The organism is Campylobacter rectus (assembly GCF_004803795.1).
GTDB classification, from domain to species: Bacteria; Campylobacterota; Campylobacteria; order Campylobacterales; family Campylobacteraceae; genus Campylobacter_A; species Campylobacter_A rectus.
Map to the genome: position 1 here is coordinate 1,171,039 of NZ_CP012543.1, position 17,513 is coordinate 1,188,551.

At 46.8% G+C, this 17,513-nt stretch carries 22 protein-coding genes; 11 read left to right on the forward strand and 11 right to left on the reverse strand.

Features of this window, described 5'->3' with window-relative positions; translation table 11 throughout:
• Position 1: 1 nt before the first annotated feature.
• The 10 genes from leuB to CRECT_RS05605 all read left to right on the forward strand — a co-directional run bounded on the left by leuB (position 2) and on the right by CRECT_RS05605 (position 8,873).
• Complete coding sequence (gene leuB, locus CRECT_RS05565) at positions 2 to 1,072, forward strand: 3-isopropylmalate dehydrogenase (RefSeq protein WP_002945375.1); 1,071 nt, start codon at positions 2 to 4, stop codon at positions 1,070 to 1,072.
• The gene (locus CRECT_RS05570) at positions 1,069 to 1,314 is read left to right on the forward strand and encodes a hypothetical protein (RefSeq protein WP_002945355.1); all 246 of its coding nucleotides are present in this window, start codon (positions 1,069 to 1,071) and stop codon (positions 1,312 to 1,314) included. The genes leuB and CRECT_RS05570 overlap by 4 nt, the downstream gene beginning before the upstream one ends.
• Complete coding sequence (locus tag CRECT_RS05575; RefSeq protein WP_002945361.1) at positions 1,311 to 1,820, forward strand: CiaD-like domain-containing protein; 510 nt, start codon at positions 1,311 to 1,313, stop codon at positions 1,818 to 1,820. The genes CRECT_RS05570 and CRECT_RS05575 overlap by 4 nt, the downstream gene beginning before the upstream one ends.
• Entirely contained in the window at positions 1,786 to 2,916 is a 1,131-nt protein-coding gene (locus tag CRECT_RS05580; protein WP_002945417.1) for a tRNA nucleotidyltransferase/poly(A) polymerase family protein, read from the forward strand. The genes CRECT_RS05575 and CRECT_RS05580 overlap by 35 nt, the downstream gene beginning before the upstream one ends.
• Positions 2,917 to 3,626: 710 nt before the next feature.
• Positions 3,627 to 4,106 (forward strand): tRNA (cytidine(34)-2'-O)-methyltransferase, encoded by a 480-nt coding sequence (locus tag CRECT_RS05585; RefSeq protein ID WP_002945383.1) that lies wholly within the window; start codon positions 3,627 to 3,629, stop codon positions 4,104 to 4,106.
• Entirely contained in the window at positions 4,103 to 5,440 is a 1,338-nt protein-coding gene (locus CRECT_RS05590) for an endonuclease/exonuclease/phosphatase family protein (protein WP_002945398.1), read from the forward strand. The genes CRECT_RS05585 and CRECT_RS05590 overlap by 4 nt, the downstream gene beginning before the upstream one ends.
• Entirely contained in the window at positions 5,427 to 5,555 is a 129-nt protein-coding gene (locus tag CRECT_RS12965) for a hypothetical protein (RefSeq protein ID WP_002945367.1), read from the forward strand. The genes CRECT_RS05590 and CRECT_RS12965 overlap by 14 nt, the downstream gene beginning before the upstream one ends.
• Positions 5,552 to 7,585 (forward strand): glycine--tRNA ligase subunit beta, encoded by a 2,034-nt coding sequence (gene glyS / locus CRECT_RS05595; RefSeq protein ID WP_002945335.1) that lies wholly within the window; start codon positions 5,552 to 5,554, stop codon positions 7,583 to 7,585. Before CRECT_RS12965 ends, glyS begins: the two co-directional genes overlap by 4 nt.
• Entirely contained in the window at positions 7,582 to 8,196 is a 615-nt protein-coding gene (locus CRECT_RS05600; RefSeq protein ID WP_002945359.1) for an ATPase, read from the forward strand. The genes glyS and CRECT_RS05600 overlap by 4 nt, the downstream gene beginning before the upstream one ends.
• 134 nt (positions 8,197 to 8,330) lie before the next feature.
• The gene (locus tag CRECT_RS05605) at positions 8,331 to 8,873 is read left to right on the forward strand and encodes a hypothetical protein (protein WP_002945345.1); all 543 of its coding nucleotides are present in this window, start codon (positions 8,331 to 8,333) and stop codon (positions 8,871 to 8,873) included.
• Between the two features lie 225 nt (positions 8,874 to 9,098).
• Here CRECT_RS05605 and modD read toward each other — a convergent pair whose 3' ends face one another.
• From modD to CRECT_RS05655, 10 genes are all read right to left on the reverse strand, one after another.
• Positions 9,099 to 9,941, reverse strand: a complete 843-nt coding sequence (gene modD / locus CRECT_RS05610) for a ModD protein (RefSeq protein WP_002945406.1) — start codon at positions 9,939 to 9,941, stop codon at positions 9,099 to 9,101.
• The gene (locus CRECT_RS05615; protein ID WP_002945372.1) at positions 9,925 to 10,209 is read right to left on the reverse strand and encodes a hypothetical protein; all 285 of its coding nucleotides are present in this window, start codon (positions 10,207 to 10,209) and stop codon (positions 9,925 to 9,927) included. The genes modD and CRECT_RS05615 overlap by 17 nt, the downstream gene beginning before the upstream one ends.
• Positions 10,206 to 11,630 carry an alanine/glycine:cation symporter family protein gene (locus CRECT_RS05620; protein ID WP_227932346.1) on the reverse strand — a complete coding sequence of 475 codons (1,425 nt, stop codon included), beginning with the start codon at positions 11,628 to 11,630 and terminating at the stop codon, positions 10,206 to 10,208. The genes CRECT_RS05615 and CRECT_RS05620 overlap by 4 nt, the downstream gene beginning before the upstream one ends.
• A gap of 53 nt (positions 11,631 to 11,683) precedes the next feature.
• Positions 11,684 to 13,759: a heavy metal translocating P-type ATPase gene (locus CRECT_RS05625; RefSeq protein ID WP_002945357.1), complete on the reverse strand. Its 2,076-nt coding sequence runs from the start codon at positions 13,757 to 13,759 to the stop codon at positions 11,684 to 11,686.
• Complete coding sequence (locus tag CRECT_RS05630; protein WP_002945405.1) at positions 13,743 to 14,087, reverse strand: hypothetical protein; 345 nt, start codon at positions 14,085 to 14,087, stop codon at positions 13,743 to 13,745. The genes CRECT_RS05625 and CRECT_RS05630 overlap by 17 nt, the downstream gene beginning before the upstream one ends.
• Positions 14,084 to 14,389, reverse strand: a complete 306-nt coding sequence (locus CRECT_RS05635) for a magnetosome protein MamC family protein (RefSeq protein ID WP_002945346.1) — start codon at positions 14,387 to 14,389, stop codon at positions 14,084 to 14,086. The genes CRECT_RS05630 and CRECT_RS05635 overlap by 4 nt, the downstream gene beginning before the upstream one ends.
• Before the next feature lie 12 nt (positions 14,390 to 14,401).
• Positions 14,402 to 14,827 (reverse strand): hypothetical protein, encoded by a 426-nt coding sequence (locus tag CRECT_RS05640; RefSeq protein ID WP_002945402.1) that lies wholly within the window; start codon positions 14,825 to 14,827, stop codon positions 14,402 to 14,404.
• 22 nt (positions 14,828 to 14,849) lie between these two features.
• Entirely contained in the window at positions 14,850 to 15,491 is a 642-nt protein-coding gene (locus CRECT_RS05645) for a hypothetical protein (RefSeq protein ID WP_002945358.1), read from the reverse strand.
• Positions 15,488 to 15,829 carry an HMA2 domain-containing protein gene (locus tag CRECT_RS05650; protein ID WP_002945391.1) on the reverse strand — a complete coding sequence of 114 codons (342 nt, stop codon included), beginning with the start codon at positions 15,827 to 15,829 and terminating at the stop codon, positions 15,488 to 15,490. The genes CRECT_RS05645 and CRECT_RS05650 overlap by 4 nt, the downstream gene beginning before the upstream one ends.
• 109 nt (positions 15,830 to 15,938) lie before the next feature.
• A complete protein-coding gene (locus tag CRECT_RS05655; RefSeq protein ID WP_002945363.1) occupies positions 15,939 to 16,376 on the reverse strand; it encodes a Fur family transcriptional regulator in 438 nt (145 codons plus the stop codon).
• Positions 16,377 to 16,535: 159 nt separating this feature from the next.
• On the opposite strand from CRECT_RS05655, the gene CRECT_RS05660 reads away from it, so the two are divergent.
• Positions 16,536 to 16,745 carry a hypothetical protein gene (locus CRECT_RS05660; protein ID WP_002945385.1) on the forward strand — a complete coding sequence of 70 codons (210 nt, stop codon included), beginning with the start codon at positions 16,536 to 16,538 and terminating at the stop codon, positions 16,743 to 16,745.
• A 26-nt stretch (positions 16,746 to 16,771) separates the two neighbouring features.
• Here CRECT_RS05660 and CRECT_RS05665 read toward each other — a convergent pair whose 3' ends face one another.
• The gene (locus tag CRECT_RS05665; RefSeq protein ID WP_002945369.1) at positions 16,772 to 17,437 is read right to left on the reverse strand and encodes a lipid-binding SYLF domain-containing protein; all 666 of its coding nucleotides are present in this window, start codon (positions 17,435 to 17,437) and stop codon (positions 16,772 to 16,774) included.
• Positions 17,438 to 17,513: the final 76 nt, after the last annotated feature.

The window sequence follows — 17,513 nt, forward strand, 5'->3', positions numbered from 1 at the left end:
AATGGCTAAAATTTATAACATAGCGGTAATAAAGGGCGACGGCATCGGTCCTGAGATAGTGGACGAGGCGATAAAGGCGCTGGATGCGGCTAGCGCGGAGTTCGGTTTTGAGCTTAGCTATAACTTTTACCTGATGGGCGGCGCAGCGATCGACGTGTTCGGCGAGCCTTTGCCTAACGAGACGCTAAGCGGCGCGATAAACTCGGACGCGGTGCTTTTCGGAGCTATAGGCGGGCCTAAATGGGACGGCTTGCCGCGTCATCTGCGCCCTGAAAGCGGGCTTTTGAAGCTGCGAAAAGAGCTTGGCGCGTATGCGAATTTGCGCCCCGCGATGATATTTGACGAGCTGGTGGATGCTAGCACGCTAAAGCCATCCGTCCTTCAGGGCGTCGATTTTATCGTGGTTCGCGAACTAACGGGCGGGATATACTTCGGTCAGCCGCGCGAGAAAAAAGAAAATAGCGCCTACAATACGATGACCTACACGAGCGAGGAGATCGAGCGCATCGCAAAGGTCGGATTTGAAACCGCGATGAAGCGCAAAAAACGCGTCTGCATGGTCGATAAGGCAAACGTGCTAGAGACCAGTCAGCTGTGGCGAGAGGTCACGAGCGAGGTCGCAAAGAGCTATCCGGAGGTAAATTTGGAGTTTATGTACGTCGATAACGCGGCGATGCAGCTGGTGCGCGCGCCTAGTAAATTCGACGTGATTTTGACGGAAAATCTCTTCGGCGATATCCTAAGCGACGAGGCTAGCATGGTGTGCGGCTCAATCGGACTACTGCCAAGCGCCAGCATCGGCGGTAAGGTAGGCATCTACGAGCCTATCCACGGCAGCGCGCCCGATATCGCGGGGCAGGGCATCGCAAACCCGGTCGCTACGATACTAAGCGCTGCGATGATGCTTAGGTATTCATTCGGCGAAAACGAGGCTGCAAAAGCGATCGAAAACGCCGTAAAAGCGGCTCTTGCGCAAGGATATAGGACGAAGGATATAGCGGAATTCGGCGCTAAAGAAATTTGCTCTACGAGCGAAATGGGCGGCATCATCGCCTCGCTAATAAAAAAATGAAAAATACAATAACGGAAGCCCTAATCTACGAGGCTCAAGGGCTAAAAGACGACGCGCTGGTAGTTTATAAAAACATCCTAAAGCGCGAGCCGACAAACGCCGCCGCGATCGCCGCGATAAGGCGTCTAAGCGGCCTTAGCAGAAAAAAAACGGGCGTAAACGAGCAGATGCGAGACTTTTTCATCAAGATGAAAACCGACGAAGAAATAACCGAATTTAAAAGGTGGCTGATAAAACTATGAAACTGGAAGAAATAGCGAAAATGGCGATAGACGAGGTGGCGATGGAGCTAAAGCAAATGAGCGCCGCGCAGGAAAACTTAGACGCTCGCGAGGCTGAAAGCGGGTCAAATTTGGGGAGCGTTCCCGCATCAAGCGGTGACGTAAATTTGACCAATGCCGCTGGGCTTGCAAATTTAGTCGGCGAGATAAGCGTAGCGGACGAGGCTAGCGAGTTTGAGGAGACTTTAGATAGCGCGGTAAGCTCGCAAAAAACCTCGGCAGAATTTGACGGCGTCCAGGAGGCCGCCTTGACCGCTGCACCGCAAAAAGCCTTTGAGGTCGAGGTTGCAAATTTTACGGGCGAGGAGATATTTCTAAAAAACCTAAAAGAGCGCATTTTGGTGCTTTTTGAGGGGCTAAACGCGACGAGCGAGGAAAACCTAAAAGACAGGCTCTCGCTCACGCTTAAATTTTTAGAATTCGTGCTGGCAAATGTCGAAAATCGGCTCGAAAATCTGCAAAAATAAAAATCTAAAATGGCTGCGAGATTTTCTCGCGCCGCACACCAAGCGCGCGTATATCGTCGGCGGTTGCGTTCGCGACGCGATGCTCGGTAAAAAAACCTCCGACTTTGACGTTGAAATTTACGGCATCGATCCGGCTAAATTTGACGCGCTGATGGCGCAAATCGGCGCTTGCGGCGTGGGCAAAAACTACTTCGTTTATAAATTTAAAAACTTCGACCTTTCTTTACCGCGAACCGAAAACAAAACTGGCGAGGGACACAAAGCGTTTGAAGTCGCATACGCCGATGACGAACGCGCGGCGTCTTTGCGCCGAGACTTTACCGTAAACGCGATGATGATAAATATCTTTGACGGCTCGTTTTTGGACTTTTACGGCGGAGAGCGCGACCTAAAACGCGGCATCTTGCTCCATATCGACGACGAGAAATTCGCCGAAGATAGCCTACGCGTACTGCGGGCGGTGCAGTTTAGCGCTCGGCTAAATTTCCGTATCGCGCGTGATAGTTTGCGGCTAATGAAACGCCTAAGCATCAGCGATCTTAGCCGTGAGCGCGTAAACGGCGAGCTGATGAAGCTTTTTGGCGCTAAATTTCAAGAGGTCGGCTTTTTATATCTTTATAAACTGGGTCTTTTGGGTAAAATTTTCGGGCTAAATTTGAGCAGCGCCGAGGCGAAAAAATTTGCTGCAAAGCTAAAAAGCGCGGTCAAATTTCTACCCAAACAAAACGGCAAAAAAGACGAGCGCGAGTTTTTATATCTTTTAAACGGCTATTTCGGAGTTAAAAATTTTTACGATTTAGGACTACCAAAAAGCTTTGAAGCCTGCGTCAAAGAGCCGTTTTTTGAAAGTCATCCGAGCGATAAAGACTTGCTAAAAATCGCCCTTGATAAACCGTTAAAAAACTGGCTCGGGCTAAACTCGCCTAGTCTCATAAAAAGAGCTAAAAATTTAGGCGTTTATGAAGCTAAATTTGAGCCTGCTATCGACACGGCCGAGATTTTAAAGCAAGGCTTTAAAGGCGCTGCGATCGGCGCTGAGATAAGGCGCAGGCAGGATTTGGCGATCAAGGAGCGTTTGGCTAAGCCGAGCGTCTAAATTTGGCGCCTTTTTACGGCTTCTAGCGTCAAAATCATCGCACCTAAAATATGCAAAAGCGGCTAAAAAGTCCGAGTTTGCGCCGTTATAAGCTTATTTAAATGTAAAAATGAGCACGGCAGCGGGCGCGATAAATAATAAAAACACTCGATAAAACCCAAAATAAAGAAAAACAGCAAAAGAGACGAGAGATAAAATGTCGTCGAATTTGTGCTTTAAAAATAGCAAAATCCAATACAATATAAATGCGGCAACAGTCGGAGCGATAAATGTTAATAGTTTTTTGTCATTGAGCGTCGGCGGGAGTATCCGTAAAAATCGCAAAAAGAAACAAAAATCATACAAAAATCATCACGCCGTCCACGAGATAACCCGTGGAGCAAACCCGCAAAAATATGATCGTAGTATCTTGGCGCAAATTTTCCTTTGTCAAGGTATGCGGATTTGGCGGATTTGGTTTAAATTTATCATTTTAAAAGACCAACTTAGCTAAAATCAGGGCTTATTTTAAAGAGGCGAAAGTGGAAAAAATCTCAAATATAAATTTTCAAAATAAAAAAGAGCCGTCGCGATACGTTTGCGGCGATATTTTTAAATACTACTTAAAAAATATTTTTTTAAATTTTACAAGCCTTGCAAAAAGCTTAAATTTACGCGGCCCTGCAAGCGCTTTTGCGTCTTTTAAAATGCGGGCTAAGGCGGCTTTTTAAATGTTTAATATCGTCCTCGTTCATCCTCAAATTCCCCAAAACACGGGCTCGATCGGACGTATGTGCGTAAATGCAAACCTTAAGCTTCATATAATCAAACCGACCGTTTTTGACATCAGCGAAAAGGCCGTTAGGCGTGCGGGACTTGATTACTGGGCGCGGCTAAATCCCGTGATTTGGGAGAGTTTGGATGAGTTTTTACACGCAAACGCCCAGTTCGAGGATAGGTTTTTTTACGCGACGACGAAGGCGCATAAATTTTACTTTGAAGCGGAGTTTAAAAAAGGCGATTTTCTGTTTTTCGGCGGCGAAAGCACGGGTCTGCCTATGGAGCTAATGGAGCGAAATTTCGCAAACGCGATCAAAATCCCGATGGGCGAGCACGGCAGAAGCTTAAATTTAGCCACGAGCGCGGGCATCATCGCCTATGAGGCCATCAGGCAAAATTTCGCCCAGTCAGGCCTTGGAAGCGCGCTATGAAATTTACTGCAAATAGGCTCTTTGCGCTCATTTTTGCGGCCCTGTTTTTCGTCGTTTTTGCGGCGGGCGCCGAGCTAAAGATCGCCACGTTTAACGCGCAAAATTTATTTGACGCGAAAAACGACGGCAGCGAGTATAAAGATTTCGTCGTCGGTAAATCGGAGTGGAGTGAGAAAAAGGCAAGCGCCAAATTTAAAACCGTAAGCGCAAAGATAAAAGAGCTAAACGCCGATATCATCGCGCTTCAAGAGATCGAAAACGAGCAAATTTTAAAAGAGCTGATGAGGGAGGCGAGCTATAAATATTTTGCCTTTTCAAATAGTAAAAACGGCCCCGTAGGACTAGCGGTGTTATCTCGCGTAAAGCCTGAAAAAACGCGGATCTTTAGCGTGCCAAACGTAAAAACCAGAGACATTTTAAGGCTTGATTTTGAGGTTAATGGGCAAAAATTTAGCCTTTTAAATTTACATTTTCCCGCTAGAAAAAATCCGTTAAAGCAGAGAAAAACGGCTTTTATCACGCTAAAATCAGCATTAACGGATACTGAAAAGGTCGTGGTTTTGGGCGATTTTAACGCTCCTTACGGAGATAAAGAGCTGCTTGGCGATCTTGCGGCTAGTAAAAATTTAGCCAATCTTTGGGTGTTTTTGCCAAAGCACGAGCGCTACTCGCATACTAGTAATAACGCGCTTGATCACGTCCTGCTCTCAAAAGACGCGCTTAGCCAAAACTACGTTTTAAACAGCTTTAAGGTTGAGCTAGACGGGGCGCAAATTTCGGATCATTTTGCACTAGTTTTTAGGCTAAATTTTGATAAAAACGCTAAAAATACGCTGCAAAATATCGCCGAGGCGCGGGTTAGCGAGCTATCAAAAAAGTCAAATTTACCCGTTTTGCTAAAACGCGCTACGGTCGTGCAAAAGGACAAAAAAGGCTTTACGCTAGCGCAAGATAAGCGCGGTATCTACGTTTATGGGCCAAAAAACGACGCAAAGCCCGGCTGGGTCATGGACGTAGCGGTAAACCGCCTAGACGAGTTTAAGGGAAATCTTGAGATTAGCTCGCATTACGCGGTGAAAATTTACGAGGAAACGCAAGATCCGCGTGAGCAGATGCTGGAGGCTAAAAACCTAAAGCAAGCGCGCCCGGGCGACGTGTTTAGCCGTATCGGCGGCGAAGTGCGAAACGGCAGACTCTATACGCCTTACGGAGATATTAAAATTTACGGCGCAAAGGGCAAACCGCGCAACGAAAAAGAGGCGATTTTCACCTCCGTTCGCGTCGTGAGCTATAAAAACGAACCTCAAATTTGGATAGAAAATGAAGATAATTGACGCGGTGATGCTTGGCGCATTCGTGCTTTTTACGATATTTTTGATGCGCGGATTCGTCACGCAGACGCTTGAGAGAAACAAAAGAAGACAAAATTTAAAAAAGGATAAAAAATGAGCGAAACAAAAGAACTGATCGTGGAGATCGGCGTCGAGGAGCTGCCGGCGATCCCGTTTTTAAAAGAGTGCGGCAACGTCGCGGCAAAATGGCGCGAGACGCTAGCGCAAAACAGCCTGGACAGCGAGTGCGAGTTTTACTACACGCCGCGCAGGATTGCGTTTTGTCACCCGAAATTTGCAGTGCGCCAGGAGGACGGTTTTAGCGAGTTTATCGGCGCGCCAAGGCAAGTCGCGCAAAAAGACGGCGCATGGACGCCTGCCGCGCTAAGCTTTGCTAAAAAATGCGGCATCGATGAGTCTGAGCTAAAATTTGAAACCGTCGGCGGCAAAGAGGTGCTCTACTATAAAAAGCCGGTCGCGGGCAAACCAAGCGCGGAGCTTCTGGGAGATATGATAGAGAAGTTTTTGCTGAGCTTAAATTTCGGCAAATCAATGCGCTGGGGCGAGGGTAAATTTGAGTTTATCCGCCCGGTACGCTCGTTTTTGTGCTTGCTCGGAGACGAGGTTGTTAAATTTAATAAATTTGACGTGGAAAGCGGCGACAGTATTTTTATGTACAGAAGCGTTGGCTACGATAAATTTACCGTCAAGAATGCGAAAGATTATTTCGCCGCGATGCCTAAAATCGGCATAATCCTCGATCAAAACGCGCGCCGAGAGAAAATTTTGAGCGAGTTTAAACAGATCGAAGCTAAAAACGGCGTAACGGTCGAGGTGGACGAGGCGCTGCTAGACGAGGTCGTAGCGATCACCGAGCATCCGACCGCGCTGCTTGGCGGCTTTGAGCGGGAGTTTCTGGAAGTGCCTAGCGAGGTCATCATCACCTCGATGAAGGAAAATCAGAGGTATTTTCCCGTTTTTGAGAGCGGCAAGCTCGCTAATCGCTTCGTAGTCGTTAGCAACGCTATCTCGCCCGAGCCTGCGCTCATCGTAAAGGGCAACGAAAAAGTCCTGCGCGCAAGACTTAGCGACGCGATGTTTTTCTGGCGCAGCGACCTGGCGCATGAGTTCGGCCCAGAAAAGCTAAAAAATATCACCTATCTAAAGGAGCTAGGCAGTACATACGATAAAAGCGCGCGCGAGCTAGGCGTCGCAAAACGGCTGGCAAAAATCTGCGCCGATAGGCTAAAAGCGTGCGCGGGAGAGGACTACGAGGCGCTGCTGGAGCGCTCCGTGATGCTTAGTAAGGCCGATCTAACCACGCAGATGGTGTATGAATTTACCGAGCTTCAGGGTGTGATGGGCGGCTACTACGCGGCGGCTAAGGGCGAAAACGAAAACGTCGTAACCGCGATCAAGGAGCAGTATCTGCCAAGCGGCGAGGCCAGCGCGCTACCTAGCACTATCTTTAGCTCCGTCGTCGCGCTCGCGATCAAACTTGAGACGCTAATCGGGCTCTTTAGCGCGGGCAAGATCCCAAGCGGAAACAAAGATCCGTATGCGCTGCGCCGCGCGGCTAACGGCGTCATCAAGATCATCCAAAACGAAAATTTAAACTTTGACATCGCGGCGTTTTTGCGCGAGACGGCGGAGGGATATGCTAAATTTGACGTCGAGGCGCTGATAGGATTTATATTTGATAGGCTTTACACATTCTTTGACGTAAACCCGTCCGTCGTAAAGGCCTGCCTAGCTAGTAAAAAGGGAGACGTACTTGCGCAGTGCGAGGCGATCGAGGCCCTAGGCGCGATCTGTGCGGCAGAGGACTTTAGGCAAAATTTCAGCACGTTTAAGCGTCTGGCAAACATCATCAAGGACGAAAATTTCGGCGTGGTAGATGAGGCGAAATTTGAGAACGAGAGCGAGAAAAAGCTAAACGATGCGTTTAAGGCTGCAGTAAAAGCAGGCGGCTCATACAGCGAACGCCTAAAAAATCTTTTCGGTCTAAAAGCTGCGATAGACGAGTTTTTCGACAACGTAATGATAAACGCCGAGGACGAGCTCGTGCGTAAAAACCGCCTTGCGCTCGTGGGGCAAATTTACGCGGAATTCCTCAAAATCGCCGATATAAAAGAGATAAGCTTGTGAAGCGACTCTATGTCTTTGCGGGCGTGAACGGCGCGGGCAAATCGACCTTTTACGTGAGGCAGCTAGAGGACGATAAAATTTATGGGCCGAGGATAAACTCCGACGAATTAGTGCGGGAATTCGGCGATTGGCGCAATGCAAAAGACCAGCAGCGTGCAGCAAGGCTGGCTCTGCGCCTTCGCAAAAACTACCTTGAAAACGGCGTCAGCTTTAATATCGAAACGACGTTGAGCGGGCATTCTATCGTAAATTTTATCAAAGACGCCAAGGCGCGCGGCTACTTCATCGCGCTATTTTACGTAGGTCTAGATAGCGTGGAGCTCTCAAAGCGCAGAGTCGCGATACGTGCGGCTAAAAACGGGCACTCTATCGACGAGGCCGTGTTGGAGCGCAGATATGACGCTAGCTTTGTAAATTTAGCGCGGCTCATCGGCGTTTGCGACGAGATATATTTTTACGACAACAGCGCGCCGATCGAAAACGAAGATGAACAGAAATTTTCAAATTTGGCTCTAGTCGCTAAAAAGCAAGACAGCTGCGTAACGAGGATAAGCAAAGAAAGATACGAGTGGTTTGAGCGGGTGATGCGGGAGGCTGAAATTGCTTGCTAAAAAGCGGCTTGGGTGCGGATTTTGTAAGCGTAAGAAAATGTCTTTGAAGCCGAATTTAAGCGCGGTAGATAAATGAATAGCTAATTGACGACACTGTTTTGATGGTTTGGGTAGCGGTAGCAAAAAGGCGACAAGTGGGGTATTTTGATCAAATTTCAAAGCGTATAAGGTTGGGTAGCGGCGAAGAAATAATCTACGAATATCCGTGCGTAAACAGGCTTTTGGTTGCATTTATGATTTTGTTTTGGATTATTTTTACGGCGGCGATGCTTGTTTCTTTTGTAAAATCTAGCGAGCTACTTTATAAATTCTTTGTCGCGCTTGCGATATTTTTCGTAATGCTGGCTTTATATAGGGATGTCGTCGGATTTATCAGGCAAGGGCTCATAGTTACAAATAAATCTTTGATAACTTTTAACGGTAAAAAAGTTGCGCTTGAGAACGTTTGGTTTTTTGGCGTAAAGCTCAAAGCCGCTAAAAAACCGTCGCTTTGTTTTTACGATGGCAATAAGCTTATTATAAATTGCCATGCCGACGGCTCGCCGGAATTTGACGAGTTTTTATCGGCTTTATATAAAATTTCAGGCAATAAGCAAATTTTATCTTTGGGTTCACGCGAAATAAATCCCGAAGGATTTCGGGCCATGCAGACAAAGGTTAAGCTCATAAATTCATAATTCAAACTCGGCATATTTGCTTTAAGTTACGGTAGGGCAGCTTTAAATTTATCGCTAAAATTTAGCGCTTTTGGCGATGGTTTTTTGAAAATTTGAAAGATAGTCGCCGAAAGTAGATTCGTATGGGTCTAGCCTTTACTCGGCGAGTATAAAAGGTAATGCAAATTTACTTAAATTTTATTTAAAATTGGATTTGGCGCCTTGTTTGCTCGTAAAATTTATAAATTATACTATCTCTAAAATCGCGGTAATGTCGGCCATACCTTGCGTGTACATAGCTGATGTCACGAGTGCGTCCGCGCCGGCGCTAGCGAATTCTCGGACGTTTTTTAGATTTATCCCACCGCTTGCGATTAGTGCTACATTTGGGGCGATTTTATCTCGTAGGTCCACTGCTCGCTTTACGGCCCCCGGCGTAAATTTATCGCACTGCACGACGTCAGCACCTGCCTTTAAAAGCGCTTTGCAATCATCTAAATTTTCGCATTCGACGGCGATTTTGCGCTCGGGGGCTTTTGCTTTAAAGGTTGAAATTTGAGCCAAAAACTCATCATACGAGCCGTAAGCCTTGATGTGATTTTTGAAAAACAGCACGCTATCGCTCAAATTTAGCCTATGTATGCCGCAGCCGCCCTCAAGCACGGCTTTTAGGCAAAATTTCTTAGCAAACGGGAAGCTCTTGCGCGTGGCTAGGATTTCGCATTTTGGATTTACGCTTTTGGCGGCTTCGTTCATCGCTCTTGCGTAGGTGGCGATCTTGCAGGCGTACTCTAGGCAAATTTGCGCTAGTTTCCATGCTTTATGCACGCTGTCGTAGCTACCGCTGATTTTTATGATCGGCTCTTTTGCGGCTACGACGGCGGAGTTTTGGACGCAAATTTGCGCCCGGCAGTCAAGCAGCCTGGCGATACCGGCCGCGACGTCTACGCAGCTAACCGTCACGTTTTCGCGCGGTAGTATGGTTAAAGCGGCGTTTTTACGAATGCCTTGAAGCGATGTCGTGAGATCGAAGTAGGGTAGGTCTTCGTCGATCAAGCTTAAAATTTCGGCGTCACTTATCTTTATCATCGCTTGCTAGCCTCTTTTCCTCGGCGTTTTTCTTGTTTGCGTTTACGATCATATTTCTAAAGATCCCGTTGTCGTAAAGCCCCGCATGATAAAGCGCAAAACCTACGAATGCGACACCTGAGATCGTGTGCAGTTTTTTACAGCGGCCTTTGTTTCTGCCCTCGAGCCCCAGCGCCGTTAGGCAAACGGCGGCCAGAGTGACGCTCATACCGATTTTTGCTACTTTTCTGTGTGTTTGCAGATTTAAAAGTTGTCCGCTTATTTTCATTTTTTGCTCCAGCAGGTTGTATTTGCGATGCCTATGCTTTCAGGGTCAAATTCGGGATTTAGCCCCGCTTTTCTTTGCGATTCGTAGTCTTTCATCGCTTTTATTACGACCTTTGATAGCATGAAAATCGCCGCGATATTTATCGTAGCCATCGCCGCCATCGTGATATCGGCGATGTTCCATGCGATGGTCAGGTTCATCTGCGCGCCCACGAATATCATCGCGACCGCCGTCACCTTAAACGCCGTGGCGATGTTGCCGTTTTTGGTGAGGTATTTGATGTTTGCCTGTGCATAGTAGTAGTTGCCGATCAGCGACGTGATCGCAAAAAGCACCACCGCAAGCGTCGTAAAGTGAAGACCTAGCTCGCCGTAATACTCTCGCATCGCAGCCTGCACCAAAGGAAGCGCGCTTAAAACCTCGCCGCTAGCGCCCGTTTGCTTTGTGATATAAGCCTGTGAAAAAAGCACTATCATACCCGAAGCGATACAAATCGTCATATCTATAAAAACGGCCATCGCCTGCACGAGCCCTTGCTTTACCGGGTGGCTCGTGTGAGCGGCCGCCGCTGCGTTTGGCGCAGAGCCCATACCCGCTTCGTTTGAAAACAGCCCGCGCTTGATGCCGTAGACGATCACGCTGCCCGCAAATCCGCCGAATATCGCTTTAAAATCAAAGGCGCTTTCTATGATCATATCAAAGACGGCTGGGAGCTTTTCTAAATTTAAAAATATCGCCGCGAATGCGAGCAAGATGTAAATAAGAGCCATAAAAGGCACGATATAGGAGCTAACCTTGCCGATGACGTGGCTCTTGCTAAAAAACATCACCGCCGCAAATGCAGTAAGGATGAGGCCGATACCCACGGGCAAACCGCTGTCGCTAAAGCTCGTAGCGCCCGCGCTTTGATCGTAGTAAATTTGAAAAGCGGAGGTCATAGTGTAGCTTTGAAGTCCGTTAAATCCGTAGGCATAGGTGACGATGAGAATGACGGCAAAAAGGCTCGCCAGCCACTTGATACCAAGGCCGTTTTTGATGTAATACGCCGGTCCGCCCTTAAAGCCCAGGACGTCTTTGGTCTTGTAAATTTGAGCCAAAGTACTCTCGGCAAAGGCTGAAGCCGAGCCCAAAAAGGCCATCAGACACATCCAAAATAGCGCACCCGGACCGCCTGCGACGATGGCGGCGGAGATGCCTGCGATATTTCCGATACCCACGCGCGAGGCGGTAGAGATCATCAGCGCCTGAAAGGGAGTGAGGTGATGCTTGTTGTATTTGTCCTTTTTCTCGACTAGGACTTTGCAAGCCTCGAAAAACATCCTAAACTGCACAAATCTCGTGATATAGCTAAAATAAACCCCGGTAAGAACAAGCACGATGACTAAAAAATAGCCGTATAAAAAGTCGTTTGCCCGCGACATCTCGCCGTTTAAAAAATCTAAAATTTTATCAACCAAATTATCATCCTTTAAATTTATTTTGCGCTCAGTTTTACGCCTTTCATCGAATTTGCCAGTAATCCGATCGTCGTGCCGTTGTGCAGCACCGCTGTGGCGATAGGGTTAAAAAACCCAAATGTCGCGCCCGCTAGGATAAGCGAGTTTATGCCCACGGTGGCGTTAAAATTTGCGTTTATTAGTTTTATCGTTTTGTTTGCCGCGTCTTTTGCGACTGCGACCGAGCCTATGTCGTCTTTTAGTAGGCTGATGTCGGCTGTAGCCTTTGCGATATCGGCGCCTTTTTGCATACTGATGCCTACGTGCGCTTTGGTGAGGCTTGGCGCGTCGTTGATGCCGTCTCCGACGAAGGCTACTTTTTTGCCCTCGGCTTTTAGCTGCTCGATGATGCCCGCCTTGTCGGTCGGTAGGCAGTTTGCATAAACTCTGTCGATGCCTAGCTCGTTTGCTACTTGACCCGCTTTAGACCGCACGTCGCCCGTTAGCATTATCAGCTCTTTTACGCCCAGTTTTCTTAGCCTCGCTAGAGTCTGTGCGGCGTTTTCTCGCATAGTATCGCGCATAGCTATGACGCCTAAGAGCTCCTTATCGTAGCCGACGTATAGTAGCGTGAGTCCGCTATCTACTTCGTTTTTGATGATCTTTTCGTGCTTGCTAAATGAAATTTGCTCGTCGTCCTCTAAAAAATGCCGCGAGCCGATCACGACCTCTTTACCGCCTACATAGGTTTTCACGCCGTGAGCGACGATAAACTCGACCTCGTCGTGATGGATGTGGTGAAAGCCTATCTCGCGAGCGGCCTTTACGATAGCCTCGGCTACGGGGTGGAAGTAGTGCTCCTCGGCGCTTGCGGTCAAATTTAACAGCTGCGCTTCGGTAAATTCTTTTTTAAACGAGTGAACTTTCACGACGCTTAGGCTGCCGTGCGTTAGCGTGCCTGTTTTATCAAAGACGAAAGTATCGGCGCTCGCTAGCGCTTCGATAGCTTTGGCGCCTTTTATCAGCACGCCGTTGCGGCCGGCTTTTGAGATGCTTGATTTAAAGGCGACGGGAGTGGCTAGCTTTAGCGCGCAGGAGTAGTCCGCCTGCAAGACGCTAGCTACGCGAGTCATATCTCGGCTAAGTAGATACGAAACGCCGGCTAGGCTTAGCGTCACGGGCACTAGCTTGTCGGCTAGCTTCGTGGCCTTTAGTCCGACGGCCGATTTTTCGTTTAGCGAGCTTTGGATGTAGGATTTTATCCTCGCTGTCGCGCTCTCGGAGGCTATGCTCTCGGCCCAGATTTTTATGCGTCCGTCCTCGACGACCGTTCCGCTCATCACGCGGTCGCCGCGCTCTTTTTTGACGGGTTCGGCTTCGCCCGTCATCGAGACTTGATTTACGCTTGCGGTGCCCTCCACGATATAGCCGTCGATGCCGATACTCTCGCCCGCGCCGACGACTACGATGTCGCCCACCTTGACGTCGGCGGTCGCTATTTTTTTGAGGGATTTTTTACCGTGATTATTTACCTCGATCCAGACTTCTTCGATGTTGGGGCGGGCTAGCTCTTTGATGAGGTCGTCGCTGCGGTGCACGGCGCTTTCTTCCATGTATTCGCCGATGGTTAGCATGAGATTTGTGCTATTTGCCGCTAAAAAGTCGCGTCTAGCTAGGCTCACGCCCACTGCGGTGGCTTCGAGCACCTTTGAGGTGATACCGCCTTTTAGCGCTTCGCTTGCGCCTTCTTTTAGTAGCGGAGCTGCGGCGATGAGGCTAGATAGCGCTTTTGCACCGTTGTCGGTGATAAAAGGCGTGACGGCTAGAGCCGTTGCCGCTTTGTAAATTTTGGACTTGTTTGGGCTAACTTTTCGCTTGTTAAAATTTTCGATCGGCAAATTTTCGATAAACTCTTTAATCTCGTCAAAATTTGACTCAAAGCCGATGATGACGCTTTTTGCTTTTTTATTTACCCTAACGCTTTTTGCATATCTAAACTCTGAAATTCGAGCTTCCAAGCGGCTTTCGTCGCACTCAAGCCCGATCCGCTCGCAGACGAAGCGCACTCGATTTTTGGTTAGGTGCGCGATGCGAACGCTATTTTTGGGAGTCAATTTCAGCCTTTATGTCTTCAAATCTCTCTTTTAGCTCCTCAAATCCCGCTTGAAGCAAATTTGAGCTTTTGGCTACCATTGAAAATATCGCTTTTTGCGCGTTTTCGTTTGTCAGCACGTATGCGACTACGCCGCCTATCAGCGCGCCTTTTATAAAGCCCGCGGCGTTAAAATTTGACGGGATAAAGTCCTTTAGCGCGTCGTTTATACCGCGGTCAAATGCGCTTGGCGCGCCGGTAGTTTTTACCGTCGTAGTCGTAGTGGTCGTGCTGCCGTCGTCGTTTAGCTGATTTACGGTTTGAGTTTGATTGATATAGGGATTTTTCATTTACTTTCCTCTAAATTTTTGATTAATTTCTCGGTAGCGACCACGCCGGCGATGCCCACGGCTACGGTAACGGCTGCGGCAAGATAGCGCGCGGAGACTAGTTTGTTTGACGCGCTGATGGCACAGGCCGTGACGATGCCGCCCTGGATCGCGGTTTTAGTCGTTTTGGCGACTACTTCAGCCTTGCTCGCGCTGCCTTTTTTATAGTTTAGTATGCCTATGCCGCCGGCTGCTATTGCGCCGATTAACGCGCCGCTTATCATATGATCGACGGGAAGTCTGGTTGTTGAGGTTAAATTCATACTGCAGCCTTATTATTTCTCTAAATTCGGCTCAAGTGCGTTTGCGATATCTTCGGCCAAAATTTCAGTCTGTGCAGCCGCTTTTGCCGGAGCTTTTTTGGTTCTCGGAGCTCTTTTTTTCTTGGTTTTTGTTTTTTCGGCTTTTGCCGCTTCTTTTGCCGCTTCTTTTGCTGCCTTTTCGGCCGCTACTTCAGCGCTCGTGCGTCTTTTGCGTTTTTTTACTTCAGTCGTTGTTTTTTCGGCTGTTTTAGTAAATTTTTTCTCGGCGAATTCTTTGGCCTCGCTCGCCTTTTTTTCAGCGAATTCTTTCGCGTTTTCGGCAAGCTCCTTGCTTTTATCCAGTCCGCTTTCAAGGACTGATTTGATTTTGTCTTTGTTGTTAAAAGCCGCGACGGCTAAACCTCCCAAGATCGCTCCTGCGATAAACGGTAGTGCCATTTTTTATCCTTTGTGTTGAATTTTATTCTTTATCTTTATCTAAATTTTTACTAAGCATCATGCTCGCCAGCCCGCCAAGCGCCAGTCCGCCGAAAAACGAAAAATTCGGGTTGTTTAAAAGCGCGATAGCATCCTCTTTGCCGCCTTGTCCAGAGCTTATGCGCTCCAGCGTTTGGCTGATTTGCTTAAAGCTCTCCGAGTCAAAAGCGTTTAAGATATTTTCGCTCGGATTTTGAGCCGTTTGCGCCTGCTCCTCTTGGCTTGCGTTACCCGCACCTTGAAACTGCACGGCTAAAATTTGAGCCAGCCTTGCTTTTAGAGCCGGGATGTATTCGTTATTTGACGTCGCCCAGAGCCTAAAGCAGACGTCTTTAAAATTTTCATCGCTCAGGTTGTCGGTCAAATTTTCATAAAACGCGTTTAGTTCAAGCTCGTAGTTTAGGGCTTTTATAAAGCAATCGTCAAGATCCTCGCACGCCAAAGCACAAAATGCCTGCGAGTCGGCAGGATCCGCGTAAGGCCTCAAAAGCTCCAGCCCGCTTTGTCTAACCGCTAAAATTTGACCGAAAATTTCATCTTTTTTACAGACGTTTTCGTAAAATTTAATGCCCTGCGACTCCAGTAAAAAGACCGCATTTGCGGCTTGCTTTATATCTTTGCTCATCTTGCGCCGCCGGTCGCTTTTTGAGCTAGGTTGTTGATTAGAGCTGAGATCTCGTGCAGATTTTCGCCCTTTAGCAGATCGTCCCATATCTTTTTCGGGAAAATTTCGTTGTCGTATTCGATCGTTGCCGAGCCGATTAGTTTGTTAAATTTGACGTTTTTTATGCCGTCTATTTGCTTGATTGTTTGATCTATTTTTTCTAACGGCAAGCTATCCGCTTCTTTTTTGATATCGCTGCTGACGCGGACTCTTAGGCGGCCTGCGACGTGATGGATCGGCGTGAAATACGAAGCTATGCGTAAGACTAACTCTGATGGTATATGTGGCGCTGCGCTCATGTTTCTCCTTTGTTTTTGGGCGTATTATCCATTTGCTACGCTTAAATTTAACTGAAACTTTTTTGCATATCGTTATCAAATCATTTTTGATAAAGAGGCGCAAAATAGGCTATTTGTTTTGGCACTTTGGACAAATCCCGTATAAAATCATCGTATGTCCTTCGAGTTTAAAGCCTGAATTTTTACAAATTTGCTCTTGTTTTTCTTCTATATATTTATCGAAAAAACTCTCCGTCATGCCGCATTTTATACAGATGAGATGGTCGTGATGCGACTTTAAATTTAGCTCGAATTTATTTATTCCGCTCTCTTCAATGCTCAAAACCAGCCCGAAATCCTGCAAAAAATTTAAAAACCGATAAATCGCCGTGAGGCTCACGTTTCGCTTAAATTCGCTTTTGATTTTATCTCGTATCTCGCTCGCGCTAAGATGCTCGTCGCTAGAAAATAAAATTTTTAAAATTTGCTCTTTTGCGGCAGAATTTTTATATCCGTAATCCCGCAAAAGCTCTAAAAATTTCATATAAAATTTGTCAAAAGTGTGCATTTTTTCGCCGTTTTTCCAGGTAAAAATTACTTTTAATTATAGTAAAATAAACTGATAATGCGATAAATTTAAGACCAATTCTCAAAAAATAGGGATTTTGGCTAAGCGATTATAAAGGTTATTTTGGCATAATTCCGCAAAAATTTTAAAAGGGAAGCTATGACATACGATGAGCTAGAGCTTGAAGCTGTTTTGCTGGAGGTTTTGGAAAACCGAGGCAATTTTGAATCGCTTGACGACGAGGAGCTTTTCGAGCTTATCGAAGAGGTCGCAAAATACACCGACGGAGACTACGAAGAGGCGTTTGAATATATGACGCAGTTTTCGCCGATCAATAAAAAAAGATTCGTTTCTCTTTATACGGTTTAGTCTTTGGACTAAACCGCACTTTTTTACTATTTAAAAAATTTATTCAATACTTCTTTTAACGTTTTCGTATATCTTGAGTCTTTCGGAGAGTTGTTATAAATATCTTCCATATCATACATTCTATCGTAATAATCATACGTAGCTTGCTTATCGACTACTATTAAAGACGTATTTACGCTAACCCCTGCAAAAATCCCTCTGCTTTTACCTCTTAACGTAGCCCAAGCTGAAATTTCAGGCAAGTCGGTCATAACGCCCGCTTTTTCTCCCGCGCCCATTATCACCGCATCCGCGCTAAGGTCGATTTGGCCTTTGCCGTTTATCAGCCCCGCATAAGATCTTCTTGATTTGATTAGCACGACAAGATCTGTTGATTTGTAGCCCGCTTGAAGACCTATGCCGCCGCCTTTAAAATTGATAAATATCGGACTGCTCCATTCGTTATCGTCATTTCTGCCGACAAATATACCGTCTCCCGTGTGCGTAGTCGCGATGAGCCCTCCGCTAACCACTTCGGGGATGACGATGATGCCTTTTATTTCGCTGGTGTCTTTTAAATTTAGCAGTTTTTTGGAGCCTAGATCATTTAAAATATCAAGCGAAGTTCGCACTTTTTGATTTTGCGTAAAGTCCGCATAGGCAAGTTGTCCCAGCAAAAGCGCGCAAGCCGTAAATTTTAAAAAATTTTTCATTTTTATTTCCTTTTTCGTAAAATTTGCCTGCTATTATAGTATTTTTTTATTAAATTTGAAAATTATTCGTTAAATT

Coding starts and splice junctions, on each gene's coding strand:
- leuB (WP_002945375.1), top strand. CDS start 2: ATGGCTAAAATTTATAACATAGCGGTAATAAAGGGCGACGGCATCGGT.
- CRECT_RS05570 (WP_002945355.1), top strand. CDS start 1,069: ATGAAAAATACAATAACGGAAGCCCTAATCTACGAGGCTCAAGGGCTA.
- CRECT_RS05575 (WP_002945361.1), top strand. CDS start 1,311: ATGAAACTGGAAGAAATAGCGAAAATGGCGATAGACGAGGTGGCGATG.
- CRECT_RS05580 (WP_002945417.1), top strand. CDS start 1,786: ATGTCGAAAATCGGCTCGAAAATCTGCAAAAATAAAAATCTAAAATGG.
- CRECT_RS05585 (WP_002945383.1), top strand. CDS start 3,627: ATGTTTAATATCGTCCTCGTTCATCCTCAAATTCCCCAAAACACGGGC.
- CRECT_RS05590 (WP_002945398.1), top strand. CDS start 4,103: ATGAAATTTACTGCAAATAGGCTCTTTGCGCTCATTTTTGCGGCCCTG.
- CRECT_RS12965 (WP_002945367.1), top strand. CDS start 5,427: ATGAAGATAATTGACGCGGTGATGCTTGGCGCATTCGTGCTTTTTACG.
- glyS (WP_002945335.1), top strand. CDS start 5,552: ATGAGCGAAACAAAAGAACTGATCGTGGAGATCGGCGTCGAGGAGCTG.
- modD (WP_002945406.1), bottom strand. CDS start 9,941: ATGATAAAGATAAGTGACGCCGAAATTTTAAGCTTGATCGACGAAGAC.
- CRECT_RS05615 (WP_002945372.1), bottom strand. CDS start 10,209: ATGAAAATAAGCGGACAACTTTTAAATCTGCAAACACACAGAAAAGTA.
- CRECT_RS05620 (WP_227932346.1), bottom strand. CDS start 11,630: ATGTCGCGGGCAAACGACTTTTTATACGGCTATTTTTTAGTCATCGTG.
- CRECT_RS05630 (WP_002945405.1), bottom strand. CDS start 14,087: ATGAAAAATCCCTATATCAATCAAACTCAAACCGTAAATCAGCTAAAC.
- CRECT_RS05635 (WP_002945346.1), bottom strand. CDS start 14,389: ATGAATTTAACCTCAACAACCAGACTTCCCGTCGATCATATGATAAGC.
- CRECT_RS05640 (WP_002945402.1), bottom strand. CDS start 14,827: ATGGCACTACCGTTTATCGCAGGAGCGATCTTGGGAGGTTTAGCCGTC.
- CRECT_RS05645 (WP_002945358.1), bottom strand. CDS start 15,491: ATGAGCAAAGATATAAAGCAAGCCGCAAATGCGGTCTTTTTACTGGAG.
- CRECT_RS05650 (WP_002945391.1), bottom strand. CDS start 15,829: ATGAGCGCAGCGCCACATATACCATCAGAGTTAGTCTTACGCATAGCT.
- CRECT_RS05655 (WP_002945363.1), bottom strand. CDS start 16,376: ATGCACACTTTTGACAAATTTTATATGAAATTTTTAGAGCTTTTGCGG.
- CRECT_RS05660 (WP_002945385.1), top strand. CDS start 16,536: ATGACATACGATGAGCTAGAGCTTGAAGCTGTTTTGCTGGAGGTTTTG.
- CRECT_RS05665 (WP_002945369.1), bottom strand. CDS start 17,437: ATGAAAAATTTTTTAAAATTTACGGCTTGCGCGCTTTTGCTGGGACAA.